This is a genomic window from Chryseobacterium sp. FW101-FHT12H09 (assembly GCF_058790395.1).
The window spans coordinates 16,573-31,799 of the sequence record NZ_JBYTCP010000002.1; the positions used below are offsets into that span (position 1 = coordinate 16,573).

The window sequence follows — 15,227 nt, forward strand, 5'->3', positions numbered from 1 at the left end:
AAATAATCATTAAAATAAAAAAGGCACGGATTACGAATCCGTGCCTTTAAATATCTTCGAGCAATTTATTTCTTTTTAGCAACTGTTTTCTTTGCAGCCGGTAATTTTTTTGTTGTCGTTGTTTTTTTCGCAGCGGGTTTCTTTTTTTCTGCAAAAGCTTTAGGATCTTGATCTGTAATCCATTTTTTCACCTCATCTAAAGAAATTTCTTTCAAATCTTCAGCATCATATTTTGTATCATCTTTTTTCTTTGGTATTTTGAACATTGCTTTTCCAAATTTAATAAATGGACCCCATCTACCATTTTCAAGAGATATTTTTTCTTTTTCCCACTGCTGAATATATCTATTTGCTTCCTTTTCTAATTTAGCATCAATTAATTCGTTAATATCACTTTGAGAAAGATTATCAAAATCATATTTCTTAGGAACATTCACAAAGATGCTTTGATATTTAATGAAAGGCCCAAACCTTCCTGTTCCCTTTGTTACAGGCTCTCCTTTATAAGTAGCAATCGGAGCATCTGCTTTTTTCTTTTCTCCAATAATTTCTTCCGCCCGGTTTTGATCTACAGAAAGTGGATCTTCACCTTTTGGAATACTGATATAAGTTTCACCCCATTTTACATAAGGTCCAAATCTACCAACACCTACAGAAACAGTCTGATCCTCAAAATCTTTTAAATCAAAAGGTAATTTAAATAGTTCCAATGCATCTTCAAGACTAATTGTCGCAATATTCTGACCACTCATCAACGATGCGAAAGTAGGCTTTTCCTCATCTTCGGTTTCACCGATCTGAATCATTGCCCCAAATCTTCCGATCCTTGCATGAACGTTCTTACCTGTTTTAGGATCAATTCCTAATAATCTATCTCCATTAGCACGGTCTGCATTTTCTTCGACATCTGCAATTCTAGGGTGGAATTTGGAATAGAAATCGATCATCATTTCTTTCCACTTTTGTTCTCCATTAGCAATCTCATCAAAGCTTTCCTCCACTCTCGCGGTAAACCCATAATCTAAGATTTCTTTGAAATGATCGATCAGGAAGTCATTTACAACTTCTCCAATATCTGTGGGAACAAATTTATTTTTATCGCCACCAAACTTTTCATCAAGTATTACTTTTTTGATCTTGTCTTTAACCAAGGTCATTTTTACTACTTCACGCGTTTGTGGTTCTATTTCACGTTTATCAACATATTCACGATTTTGAATAGTTTGAATTGTTGGTGCATACGTTGAAGGACGGCCAATTCCTAATTCTTCAAGTTTTCTTACCAATCCTGCTTCTGTATACCTTGCACTAGGTCTAGTGAATTTCTCAGTTGCATTAATTGTTTTATAGCTTAAAATTTCTCCTACTTTTACTTTCGGAAGTAATTTCTCATTGTTTTCTTCATCTTCCTCTTCAGTTTTCACAATGCCATAGGCCTTTAAGAAACCATCAAAAATAATAACCTCACCCTGTGCTTCAAAATTCTGAGGCAGAACAGGATTTCCTATTTCAATAACTGTTTTCTCTATCTTGGCATTTGCCATTTGAGAAGCTAGTGTTCTTCTATATATTAACTGATAAAGCTTGTTTAATTGTGCATCCCCAATACTTTTAACAGCGAAGTCGGTTGGACGAATTGCTTCGTGAGCCTCCTGTGCTGATGCTGATTTAGTGGTATAATTTCTTGGAGAAGAATATGCTGCTCCATATTCCGATACAATCTGCTTTTTGGAACCTTCAATTGCTTCCTGAGAAAGATTTACTGAGTCGGTTCTCATATAGGTAATGTACCCTTCTTCATATAGTCTTTGTGCAAGACGCATTGTATTGGTTACATTATATCCTAATCTTGATGATGCTTCCTGTTGCAATGTAGAAGTCGTAAAAGGAGCCGAAGCAGTGCGTGTTCCGGGTTTTGTTTCAACATTCAGAACTTTAAATTCCGTAGTCTTAGCTTTTTCAAGGAATTTTTCAGCTTCATCTTCTTTTTCAAAATCCTTTTTAAGTTTTGCAGCAATTTCCTGGTCTCCACTATTTAAGAAAATTCCGTCCAGCTTAAAACTTGCTTTAGGAGTAAATACTCGTATTTCTTTTTCTCTTTCAACAACTAATCTCACAGCAACCGATTGAACTCTTCCTGCAGATAATCCTGGTTTTACTTTCTTCCAAAGAACCGGAGACATTTCAAAACCTACGATCCTATCCAAAACTCTTCTTGCCTGTTGTGCATTTACTAAATTTTGGTCGATATCTCTTGGATTTTCAATGGCCTTTAGAATCGCATTTTTAGTAATTTCGTGGAAAACAATTCGTTTTCTGTTTTCCGGTTTTAATTTTAATTCATCTGCCAAATGCCATGCTATAGCCTCACCTTCACGGTCTTCATCGGAAGCTAGCCAAACTATTTCAGCTTTCTTTACGGCAGATTTTAATTCTGTTACCAATTTCTTCTTGTCAGCAGAAACTTCGTAATCAGGACTGAAGGTCTCAAGGTCAATACCCATTCCTTTTTTAGGTAAATCACGGATGTGACCGAAGCTGGATTTTACTTCGAAATCTTTTCCTAAATATTTCTGAATAGTTTTTGCTTTGGCCGGGGACTCTACGATTACTAAATTTTTCGACATTCTAAAATTTTTGCAAAAGTAAAGCTTTTTTATTAGATAGGTTTTGTTACATCTGTTTAATTTAAAAACCGGATCACCTTAAAGAAGTTCATTTTTGGGGTTTTAGACTTTTTAAACTGATTATTTTGCTGAAATTATTGCATTCAAAATGACTTTATAGAATTTTTCTTCTATCATTATAAGATCGATAAATAATAGCATAATCAAAAAAGCTGTTCCTAAAATGAAACAGCTTTTTTATTTTAAATAATATAGATAACTATTCTTTAATAATTTTAATAAAACTATCTGAATTATTAATTCTCATTAAATATGCCCCAGAAATCAATGATGAAAGATCGGTCTTCCCATCTAAAAATTTACCTGATTTCACTAACTGTCCGGACATATTATATATTTGATAATAGTAACCCTCATTATTATTTGATGCCTTAATGTGCAATTCATTTTTTATAGGATTAGGATATACGGAAACTCTTTCTTTAGCTAATATACCTTCAGCTTCATTTTCACTTAAAACAGTGGCCGCTTTTGTAACTGGCGAAGATGTAATCTGAAGCTTTGGAACCACCCCTTCTTCATTTCCATTTTCATCATATTTGATTTTTACACAACGGCAGCTCATTCCAAAATAAGGATCATTATTATCATGAAAAGCAATCATACGATTTGCACTTGAAGCTGCATCAAATAAAATACTAATTGGTCTCCCTATGTAGTTAGATACTAAAGCTCCTGTCCAAATTCCGGGATATTGAAAATTAAGCACATTGTAAGTCCCCTGTGCAGACTGATTTCCAGTCACACTCCTAAATCCTCTACTACCGGAATTGGGGTAATTTCCAGTATTGTAAGCGTAGTGGTTAAAAGTATATCCGATGGTTGAAGTGGTGCTCGGATTTCTAACCCTCACCCCTAAATAATCATTAACGATACTGTATTGAGTAGCTACATTTTTATCTTTTTTATACCAGGGTGTCATTCCAAAATCCTTACCCGATACAATGGCAACACCAGAAACATCTGGAATTCTCCAACCTGCAGGACAGGGGTCGAATACGGACTTCTGACCTCCTCTTCCCCATCTATCTGCTCCCAGATTAGGTTCAGTTGATAACCAGTCTGTCCCATTGGTATAGTTGGGTACACTACTGTTGTAAGGAGCAAAAGTACTTGGAACCATATATACAAGAGGATTCCTTACAGAATAAGATAAAACCTTTGCAATTTTATCGGATGTTTTATCTGTGTCTAATAAATTAACATTAGCCGCATAACTATTATAAGGTACTATATAATTTCCTGAAATATTATTGTAGTTTGCAGCGGTAAGAGTAGTATAGCCGACAGCTCCACTAGCTGATACATTTCCCAAAAATACATTGTAAGAAGTTCTATTATCAGCATTTTGGAATGTAGGAATGGGATCTTTTCTTCCCCATTGATAATGTAATCCTGTAGATGCCCTTATTTTTGTCAACTCAGCAGAAGTTGGGGTAAGATTATTGACTACTGTTGGAAATGCATCAATTGCTCCTAAGTTTCTATCCATAAATTCTGTCTGTAAGATCACATCTGCTTTATCTACATAATTGATATAGTTGGTCACATTTCCAACAGGTAATTCTGTAGTATATATACGACTGTTAATAGGAGTATCCGTGACCCATATATGCCAGCTCCAATAAACAGGATTAGTAATTGCACCATTATGTAGGGTAATTACAGCATTTCCACTTTGATTAGGATTAATAACAACTAAAATTTTCGTGTTGCTTAAATCACTTAAAGATCCTGGAGTAGAATTAGCAATCGTTACATTACTGATCAGATTACTATTAGTTGTCCAAAGTACATTGCCTTTCAGGTTATTAAAATTAGCAGGGCTTAAAATATCATGATTATTAAGAATCTGGCTCTGAACTGAGAACGCTTTACTAACAGGAATTTCAATAGTGGATACTGCATTAGTTTTTACTATCTGATAAGTATTAGGATTATCAATTCCTTCTCGGTACTCATCAGTAACATTTAAAAACTCAGTTGGAAAATCGTAACTATCGACAAGATATAAAGGATCTTTTATACATCTACAGCCATTAGCCTCAGAGGTATTCATGCTTGCTAATGGCATATATTGGAATCTCCCTTTTACGGTGGGGAAATTTGAATCAGGAACATCGGCCTGCCCTTTATCTGGAATCATAAATAGCCCCCTTGCAATGGTAGCTGGCGTTGTATCAAATTGTCTGGCCATAGTTGCCGTCCATATACTTGTATGATGCTGATCTGCATATTGACCAGCCTGCATATTTATAGCAATCTGACCGGTTCCTGGAAATATTCCCATATCATATCCACCTGTATCTGACAAATCAAATGCAATATTCGGATATAATTTAATACCCTGCATAAAGAGAGGCATACTTGAATCAGTGGGTTTTATAATATGATAACCATTGGATTCAAAAATATTTTTTGCCATATTGGTTCTGGTACCAAAAGGCGAGAAATCAATTCTGATATCATCGGTATAACTTGCCGAGGCCTGGTTAGCAACCAAAGCAGAGGGAATTCTCCAGCCATTTGGACATGGGTCATAAGAGGACTTATCTCGATAAGGCTGTGCTGCAGCATCAGTATTATAGTTTGTATTTAGTTTGCCCTGTGAATTATCAGACCATAAATTAAGTTCTGTAAGCTGACTATCTTTAAAATTAGATGACTTCCCAAACCAGTTAACCATTAGATTAGTATTGTTATTATAATATGCGGGACCAGAATTATCATCTTTATTTACATAGATAAGACTAAGTGGATTTCTTACCGCAAGTCTGATATTGTTCTTAACCTCAGCATCTGACAGTAATACAAATTTTCTAAGATCATCAATTTTAATAGCATTAGTAAAGTTTTTAGCACCACGATGTCTAACTCTCCCAATGGAACCTGACACTTCATAAAAATCATTACCTCTGTATACAAGGGGAGGTATTGGGTCTTTTCTTCCCCATTGATATAAAAGACCTCCATTTCTATTCCATTCTGTACCGGTTATAGTTCCGCTTACGGAGCCTAAATCCCTATCCATCCACCTCCAGTCCGAATCTGGAATAGCTTCAATAGTTCCATCATTCTTTTCTCTTGTTATACCTTCAAAACTTTTGTACGATGACCCATTTGTTGGATCATCGGTAACCCATATATGCCAGGACCAAAAAATATCACCATTTACTTTAAAAGCAATCACTGCATTTCCCTCTTTTGCTTTATTTATCGGAACTTTAATTTTTGCGTTCTGTCCAGAATCTACTACTTCTAAGGAATAACTGTCTTCACTAATGATCAATCCGGGAACATCCTCCCATAATATATCGGCTGTAAGCTTTCCATCAGGAATACCTCCGCTTCCGATATATTTGTCGCTTTCCCACATAGCATATGCTTTTCTGACTGGTATAAGGAGTCCTCCATAATTTTGACTAGGATCAAAAATATAACTATTAGGAGCTTTTGTCCAATCAACAACGGCTTTTCTGGCTTCAGATCCATTTTTATCCTTTTCTGATGAAAAGGGTCTTAAATGGTCTTGTGTTTTATTTTTATTGATGTTCTGTGAAATCGTAATTAAGGAGTCATTACTTTTAGTATAATGACTGAAAGACTTTTGAATATTTCTTCCAAATCCTGAACCGGTACCAGAATAAGCACTAATTGATACAAGGCAAAAAATTGCCATTAAATTTTTGAATACTATATTTTTCATATCCTTAGCTTTGGTGTTATTACAGCAATACAAATCTTAAGCCCTCATCAACAAATAGTGATTTATATTACTAATAATGATTTAATAGAATTATTATAATGTAAACAACACAATCCTAAAGCATTATATGTAAATATTTCATTTCTGAACCCGGACGGCGCAAAACTACAATTTTATATTAGGAAATTGTAAATAAGTTGTGTAAATTTTTATAAATAATAAAATCAAATACCCCCATACAGTAACCTTAGGGCATGAATTCATTAAAAAAGACGAAACATAATGCTTCGTCTTTTTATTAATATTGTAGAGCTAAATTAAGGTAGAATATGGTTTTTGTAAAGATCAATGGTAAACCTTCCACCAATAATATTTCTGAAACTGGAGAATACCACGAAGTTGAATATCGTTAACGCAATAATAAATGAATAGATCATTTTTTTTGTATTGTCAGAAACCACATACATTGCGTTGGGAATCAGCACAAAGGAGAAGCCAATAAATGCGCCTGCCAATCTTGATGAAAATATAGGATTATTTCTAAATATAAAATAAAGACAAATTCCAATTACTGCATAATTTCTATGGTATTCGTAGTATGGATATTTCTCTTTCATTGGAGTATCAAAAACAAACAAAAAGAATGTCAGGATCGCCATCAGGGCTTCAGGAATACCAAAGCCTCCATTCAGCCTTTGAGCGGTCTCGTCCACATATCCGTTAAAGCCTTCTACCAGCATACTGTCTGAAGCAATATTACTTAAAAAATCACCAAATACCTTATAGACCTCAAATGGAGATAAAAATATTGATCCTATAATTAATGCAAGCATGACCGTTTTATTCAATGGCACCCTTGCAAGCCAGTACATTGGTAAAAATATATAACATACATTGTGGATACCGGAAGCTATAAAGACAAACAACAAATAGTGCCACAGCTTCCTTTCTTTAATATATCTGATCGCAAAATAAATAATAAAGGTTCCTAAATTCTGTCGGATTTGCCCACTTTCTCCAATGAAGAAATTGGGAATAAACATAAACAATGTAAAAGTGAATGGATAAAAAGTATTGTCCTCAGTGTATTTGATCTTAAAAAAGATAGCAAAAATCGCTATTACCAAAGTCAACATATAGAATGGAGCATTGAATACATTGAGTAATATTTTATTGATCAATGCATATAACCATTCTATATCTACATTTTCAGAGCCTTCGATATGCAGGGCCTTCAAAAAAATACTCCAATAATCTTTTGTGTCTGAATAAATATAAATCCCTTTATAACTCCCATAATCCGGACCTACACTATCTCGAAGTCCAGCAATTATTATTAGATAAATACCTAAAAACCAAAACCATTTTTTGTCTACCTTATTTCCAAAAACCTCTTGAACGCTAAAAAATAGCATATAGATAATGGCAATTATATAATATGGGTGTAATAAACTCATGCTTGATTCAGATCATTATTAAATTGGTGATACGCAACTACAATTCCAGTAAGAATCAACGGCAGGAAAAGTCTAACCTCCCAATAAAGCCCAACCATAGTTATCATCATAAGATAAGGCAGGGAAAAAAAGAGATACTTTTTAAAAACAGCCCTATTCTCAATTGAAATACACAGCTTGTACATAAAATAGAGTACAATACATCCAAATAGTAATCCTGCTAAATTAAAAGGGCTTTCAAAGTTTCTATTAATATAAAAGCCTTCAACAAAAGTTGTTTCCTGAACAATCATTAATCTCAACCCTAAGTAAGGGATCAAAAAAGCCACTACAAGAGGGATCGTTTTCCAGATAAATTTAAAGTTTCTTTTCTTAAGGTCATCAACATTTATAAAAAGTGCTGCAAAAAAAGCAATATTTAAGCAGGCCGTTTCTCTCACAAATGTTGATAAAAAAATAACAGCAATTAAAATATAGAAATAGGCAGATTTATGCGTATGTAGGTATTTCAGTGTTAGATAAACACCTGATAAATAACAAAAAAGCGCCATCATATCGCAATTAGTAGGTGCGTACTGTGTAATTACGATAAAGAAAACTGCAAGCAAATGGATTATTCTTCTTACATTAATATTCAAAAGAGGCCCTATCGATTTCAACTTGAGAATAAAATTAAAAACAATAGAAGAAAGAACAAAGAAAAAGCTATTCATTAAAAAAAGGCCATGATAAAATGCAGTTCCGTTCTTTAAAAGAAATTTGCGAAAAAAATCTAAATAATTATTAATAATGTATCCTACGGTATCTGTAAGGTATAAACTAAGATAATTAGGGATTACCCTATAAGCATATACAGATGAGAATAGATAATCGGGGGGCTCTGGCGCTGTCTTCAGTCTTGTATAAGAAGACTCAAATCCATAATAGGACATCGAAAACAGCAATAGCGGAAGTATTATTGTAAATAAAAATCCGTTCATTTTTTCATCAAATATTTTCAACATATCAAAACAGCTTTTTATTAGGAATAATTTTGTTTTAAAATATATTATTAATAGGGAACATTTGCAAAAGTATAAGTTTTTTTCATTTTACCTAAACATTTTATTGATTTTCAGACAAAACTTAAGCGGTAAAAGTTTTGAACTAATACTTAAAAAATTAAATTTGCAAACTTGATTTTTTAACGTGATGCATCGTTTTTTTATATTTCTATATTATTTAATTTCTAAAAACAAACTCCTTTCTGTATTATTTACAGTAGGGATTACCCTTGTATGCTTATTTTTTGCATCAAAAATAAATTTTGAGGAAGACATTAATCAGATTATTCCCAAAAGTGAAAAATCTGATCTGACCGCAAAAATTCTTAAGCAACTCAATTTTTCTGACAAAATTATTGTTATAATAGAAAATAAATCTTCTGATGATAATTTCCAATTGTCCGAAACAGCAAATAGCTTTTTAGATAAGCTCTCGCCCCTGGAAAAATATATAGGAGCTATTCAGGGAAAAGTAAATGATAATGAAATCTCTGAAACTTTTGATTTTGTAAATCAAAACTTACCTTTATTTTTAGATGAGAACGATTATAAGGAAATCACCAGAAAACTGCAAAAAGACAGTATTGCAAAGCAGGTAGAAAGCAACTATGTCTCATTAGTCTCTCCTACGAGTCTTGTTACTAAAGAATTTATAAAAAAAGATCCACTGGGCATTACTTTTCTGGGCCTTAAAAAACTAAATACACTTAACATCAGTAAAGATTTTAAACTTGAAGATAATTATATTGTTACCAGAGACGGCAAAAATCTCTTACTCTTCATTGATCCTAAAAATAAAAGTAATGACACTAAAAACAATGAATTTTTTGTTGATGAACTTAATAAAATAAAAGATGATGTCAATAAAGAGTTTAAGGAAAAAACAGAAATAAGTTATTTTGGTTCTCCTGTGATTGCCGTAGCCAATGCCCAGCAGATAAAAAAAGACATCCAGAATACGGTGATGATTTCTATGACTGTTCTTTTGATCTTATTAATTTATTATTTCCGAAATTTTTTCACCCCTATTATCGTTTTCCTTCCAACTGTATTTTCAGTTCTGCTTGCCCTGCTCATATTATATTTTATTAAGGACAAAATTTCCGCCATTTCTTTAAGTGTAGGAGCAATTTTAATTGGGATCACAATTGATTATGCCCTGCATATTCTTACCCACTACAAACATAACAATAATATTGAAGAGCTTTATAAAGAGATCACTCAACCCATCATTTTGAGTAGTGCTACCACTGCTGTTTCTTTTCTTTGTCTGATCTTTGTAAGATCGGAAGCACTGAAAGATTTGGGATTGTTTGCTTCAATTACAGTAATGCTTTCTTCGATTTCAGCATTAATTATTGTTCCCCAGCTTTACCACCCGAAGGAAAAATCTGGAAAAACAAGTACTAATTTCATTGATAAGATTGGTTCTTATCCTTATGAAAAAAACAAACCACTGATCATTGGATGTTCTTTGGTAATTATTGCCTGTTTATTTGGATTCCGCCATGTAGGCTTTAATGAAGACATTGGAGATTTAAACTATATTCCTAAAGATCTTAAAATAAGTGAAGCTAAGCTACAAAAGCTTTCGGATATTACTTCAAAATCAATTTATACTATTTCTTATGGAAATTCTGAAGAAGAGTCATTAACAAGAAATACCCAATTGAATCAGTTTCTGGAAAAAGAAAAAAAAGAAGGAAAGATTTTAAGCTATAATTCTTTGGGAAATGTCGTATTATCTAAAAAAGACCAGCAAAAAAAGATCGAAAACTGGAAGAAATTCTGGGATAGCAATAAAAAAAGCCAAACGGTTTCTGAATTGATCACCAATGGAAATAAATTTGGATTCAACAATTCAGCTTTCGGACAATTTACTGATCTTTTAAATAAAAACTATTCAACTTTAAGTTTACAGGATTACGAAAAGATAAAAGCACTACAGGTTTCTGAATTTCTCAGTAATGAAAAAGGCTTTTATACTATTTCAAATGTTGTAAAGCTTGATGAAAGTAAAAGAGACGCATTCATAAAAGATGTAGAAAAGAAACATGATGCTCTGGCTATTGACCGCCAGCAAATGAATGAAAACTTTCTTGGTTTGCTGAAAAGGGATTTCAACACTTTGATCAATTATTCTTTATTGGCCATCATTCTTACGATCATTGTATTTTTCAGAAACTTTGAATTAACTGTTCTCACCATGTTTCCCATTGTATTAACAGGAATTGTGACAGCGGGAATTTTATATTTCCTGGGATTGGAGCTTAATATTTTCAGCACAGTAGTGTGTACTCTAATATTTGGGGTTGGGGATGATTTCAGTATATTCCTAACCAAGGCAATGCAAAAGGAACATACAACAGGGAAAAATGAACTCCCTACCTATAGAATCTCAATTATTCTGGCTGTCTTTACAACCATCTTATCTATAGGTTCACTGATTTTTGCAAAACATCCAGCTTTACATTCTTTAGCATTGGTTGCTCTCATAGGAATGTTTTCTGTAATCATTATTACTTCAACGCTCTACCCATTCTGGTTTAGATTTTTAATCATTAACAGAGCAAAAAAAGGACTTTCTCCTATTACATTCAGATTATTCTTACACTCCGTTGTATCATTTATCTACTATGGTTTGGGAGGATTCCTTTTCTCTCTGTTCGGAACTGTTTTTGTGAAGAACACCAAAGGGAATACACTGAGGTATATCAAAATATTTATTGCTAAATTTTTAACATCAGTTTTATACAGTAATCCTTTTGTAAAGAAAAGAGTGATAAAAAACCCTAAAGAGAATTTCAGCAAACCGGCAATTATCATCGCTAATCACACTTCTTTCCTAGATACGTTAGCTCTTGCAATGACTAATTACAAGATCATATACTTAGTAAATGATTGGGTTTACAATTCACCTGTTTTTGGAAGACTTGTAAAAGCATTAGGCTTTTACCCTGTATCCCAGGGTATAGAAAATGGAATAGATAAGTTGCGGGAAAAAGTACAACAGGGATATTCTTTAGTTGTTTTTCCAGAAGCCGAGCGTTCTTATACCAATAATATCAATAGATTTCACAAAGGTGCTTTTTATCTTTCAGAGCAGCTGGATTTAGATATTCTTCCAATGTATATTCACGGAAACTCTGAAGTATTACCAAAAGGAGATTTTATCATTTATGACGGAAGTATTACAGTAAAAATAGGAGAACGTATCCTTAAAGAAGATAATCGATTTGGAAACACTTATTCGGAAAGAACGAAAAAGATCAACGCCTATTTTAGAGTGGAGTTTGCAAAACTCAGAAGTGAGCTTGAGGATGAAAATTATTTTAAAAAGAAATTGTTTTTAAGTTTTTTATACAAAGAAAATGATATTGTAAAACAGCTTAAAAAAGATTTCACCATCAAAAAGTCGGCATACTTTGAGTTGAATAAGTACATTCCGAAAGATGCAACGATCATTCATATCGCGGATGACTATGGTCAGACTGATATTCTACTGACCCTTCAGGAGGCAAACCGGAAAATATTCAGTTTTATACATGATACTGAAAAAAGAGAAATTGCCGAACAGAATTATCTGTTAAAAAGAAGGAAAATTAATTATGTAAAAGACTTTTCAGAGATTAATAAAAAGGCTGGTATGCTTTTAGTATCTAATGAAAACTATGATCTGGGTAATCTTGCACAGCTTCCTGAAGTGATCATCTTTTTTAATATAAAAAACATATTGTTTGAAAACAGTGAATATCATTCGTATTTTAGTTCAGAATCAATTAAAATATATAAGAAATTAACAGATAAATTATAAAAGTATATTTTTGTAATCAATAAAAATGTCCATGCAGAAGAACATACTTGTCTTATACTATACACAAACGGGTCAATTAGAGGATATTGTAAAAAATATCGCTCAGCCTTTCGAGGATAAAAAGGACGACTACAACGTTACTTATTATAATATCCAACTTAAGGAGGACTTCCCTTTTCCATGGCCTGGTGATGTTTTCTTTAACACGTTTCCAGAGTCCTATTTACAGATTCCCAGAGAAATACTTCCACCTCCGGAAGAAGTTCTGAATAAAAAATATGATCTGATCATTTTTGGATATCAGGTTTGGTACCTGACACCTTCTATTCCGATAATTTCTTTCTTAAAAAGTGGCTATGCCGAAAATATTCTAAGAGACACTCCCGTAGTTACAGTTTCAGGTACCCGGAATATGTGGATGCTATCTCAGGAAAAGCTTAAAGTGTATTTAAAGAACCTAAATGCAAAACTAGTCGGAAACATTGCATTGGTAGACAGACATGATAATTATACCAGTGTTCTAACTATTTTACGATGGCTGACAACCGGAAAGAAAGAAAAATCAGGGATGTTGCCAGCAGCAGGAGTTTCAGATGAAGAAATTGCCGGAGCTGGAAAGTATGGCGCAATTATTAAAAGACATTTTGATAACAATCATTATGAAAATCTTCAGCCAGAGCTAGTCAAAAATGGCGCTGTAGAAATCAGACCTTTCCTGGTTAGGGTGGAAAAAGTGGGTAACAAAATCTTCACTGTATGGTCTAATCTGATAATCAAGAAAAAAGAGAGGCGACCATTGCTGATAAAATTCTTTAAGGTATATTTGATGGCTGCAATATGGATTATTTCCCCTATTGTTTTGGTATTTCACATACTATTAGCACCAATTTTAAGATCTAAAAGACGAAAAGAAAAAAAATATTTACAAGGAATAAATTTAAAATAAGAGATGAACGACGTATTTATAACCAAAGCTTCAACATACTTGCCAAATGAACCGGTTTCTAATGATGAAATGGAAAGTTATCTTGGTCTGGTAAATGACACTCCTTCTAAGGCGAGAGCTTTAATTTTAAGAAATAACCAAATTAAAACAAGATATTACGCATTGGATAAAAATGGGAAACCTACTCATACCAACGCGCAAATTACAGCAAAAGCTGTGGAAGGACTTTTCGATGAAAACTTCACAAAAGATGATATGCAATTGTTGTCTTGTGGAACGACTTCTGCCGATCAGATTCAGCCTTCACATTCTTCTATGGTACATGGTGAACTGAACATAGGAAAATCTATCGAAATAAATACGTCAACAGGACTTTGTAATTCAGGGATGAATGCTTTTAATTATGGATTTCTTTCTGTGAAAGCGGGTGTTCGGGATAATGCCGTTTGCGTAGGTTCTGAAAGATTCTCAGCTTGGATGACTGCAGATAAATTTAATCATGAAGCGGAAAATCTAAAATTACTGGAAGAAAGACCTATCATCGCATTTAAAAGAGAGTTTCTCAGATGGATGCTTTCCGATGGTGCCGGAGCTTTATTATTAGAAAATAAACCAAGAGAAAACAGTGTTTCTTTAAAAATAGAATTCATCGATTTTTATTCTTACGCTCATGAGATTGAAGCTTGCATGTATTCAGGTTGCGAAAAACAAGAAGATGGCAGTTTAAAATCTTGGGCAGATTATCCTTCTGATGAATGGCTAAAGCAATCTCTTTTTGCATTGAAACAAGATACAAAGCTTTTAGATCAATATATTTTAGTAAAAGGAGCAGAAAGTTTAAGAGCTTCTTTTGATAAGCATCAATTGGATCCTGACAAAATTGACCATGTTTTAGCACATATCTCTTCAGGCTATTTCAAAGATGGATTAAAAGAAGAGTTTGCTAAAAAAGGAATGGATTTCCCTTGGGAAAAATGGTATTATAACCTTTCCGAAGTTGGAAATATTGGAGCAGGTTCTATTTTTATTGCTTTGGAGGAATTAATGAATTCCGGAAAACTTAAAAAGGGTGAAAAAGTGCTTCTTTGTGTTCCTGAAAGTGGAAGATTTGCTTATTCTTGTGCATTATTAACTGTTTGCTAATGGAAATCAATCTACCAACATCAAATAAGGATTTTGTGGAGAGTCTTATTCCACAGAGATTTCCTTTTGTAATGGTGAATGAACTTTCTGAATATTCTGAAAACCATTTAATTTCAGGATTTGTTATCAAGGAGGAAAATATTTTTGTTCAGGACGGTATTTTTCAGGCGTCAGGATTAATAGAGCATCAGGCTCAAAGTGTAGCTTTACACACCGGATATAAATATTACCTATTGGGGAAAGAAGCTCCAACCGGTTACATCGGTGCCATTAAATCTTTTGAAGCTGAAGCATTACCAAAAGTTGGAGATCTATTAAAAACAGAAGTGACTATTCTTAATGAAGTGATGGGAGTGACACTAGTCAATAGCATTACCAGGTTGAATAATGTTATCATAGCAAGTTCTCAAATGAAAACTGTTGTAAAATAA

At 33.4% G+C, this 15,227-nt stretch carries 8 protein-coding genes; 4 read left to right on the forward strand and 4 right to left on the reverse strand.

Annotated features, from left to right (window positions below):
- Window positions 1-65: 65 nt before the first annotated feature.
- The 4 genes from topA to AC3WRL_RS05790 all read right to left on the reverse strand — a co-directional run bounded on the left by topA (window position 66) and on the right by AC3WRL_RS05790 (window position 8,854).
- On the reverse strand, window positions 66-2,627 hold the full coding sequence (gene topA, locus AC3WRL_RS05775) for a type I DNA topoisomerase (RefSeq protein ID WP_261510168.1): 2,562 nt from the start codon (window positions 2,625-2,627) through the stop codon (window positions 66-68).
- A 259-nt stretch (window positions 2,628-2,886) separates the two neighbouring features.
- Window positions 2,887-6,393, reverse strand: coding sequence for a T9SS type A sorting domain-containing protein (locus AC3WRL_RS05780; protein WP_492329898.1), 3,507 nt, complete (start codon window positions 6,391-6,393; stop codon window positions 2,887-2,889).
- A gap of 317 nt (window positions 6,394-6,710) precedes the next feature.
- Window positions 6,711-7,850 (reverse strand): EpsG family protein, encoded by a 1,140-nt coding sequence (locus AC3WRL_RS05785; protein WP_261510170.1) that lies wholly within the window; start codon window positions 7,848-7,850, stop codon window positions 6,711-6,713.
- The gene (locus AC3WRL_RS05790) at window positions 7,847-8,854 is read right to left on the reverse strand and encodes a hypothetical protein (protein ID WP_261510171.1); all 1,008 of its coding nucleotides are present in this window, start codon (window positions 8,852-8,854) and stop codon (window positions 7,847-7,849) included. The genes AC3WRL_RS05785 and AC3WRL_RS05790 overlap by 4 nt, the downstream gene beginning before the upstream one ends.
- 187 nt (window positions 8,855-9,041) lie before the next feature.
- On the opposite strand from AC3WRL_RS05790, the gene AC3WRL_RS05795 reads away from it, so the two are divergent.
- From AC3WRL_RS05795 to AC3WRL_RS05810, 4 genes are read left to right on the forward strand one after another with little or no spacing between them, the layout of a single operon-like run.
- Entirely contained in the window at window positions 9,042-12,707 is a 3,666-nt protein-coding gene (locus AC3WRL_RS05795; RefSeq protein ID WP_492329899.1) for an MMPL family transporter, read from the forward strand.
- Between the two features lie 31 nt (window positions 12,708-12,738).
- A complete protein-coding gene (locus AC3WRL_RS05800) occupies window positions 12,739-13,653 on the forward strand; it encodes a dialkylrecorsinol condensing enzyme DarA (RefSeq protein ID WP_261510174.1) in 915 nt (304 codons plus the stop codon).
- A gap of 3 nt (window positions 13,654-13,656) precedes the next feature.
- Window positions 13,657-14,796 (forward strand): dialkylresorcinol biosynthesis protein DarB, encoded by a 1,140-nt coding sequence (gene darB, locus AC3WRL_RS05805; protein WP_261510175.1) that lies wholly within the window; start codon window positions 13,657-13,659, stop codon window positions 14,794-14,796.
- Entirely contained in the window at window positions 14,796-15,227 is a 432-nt protein-coding gene (locus AC3WRL_RS05810; RefSeq protein WP_261510176.1) for a hotdog family protein, read from the forward strand. The genes darB and AC3WRL_RS05810 overlap by 1 nt, the downstream gene beginning before the upstream one ends.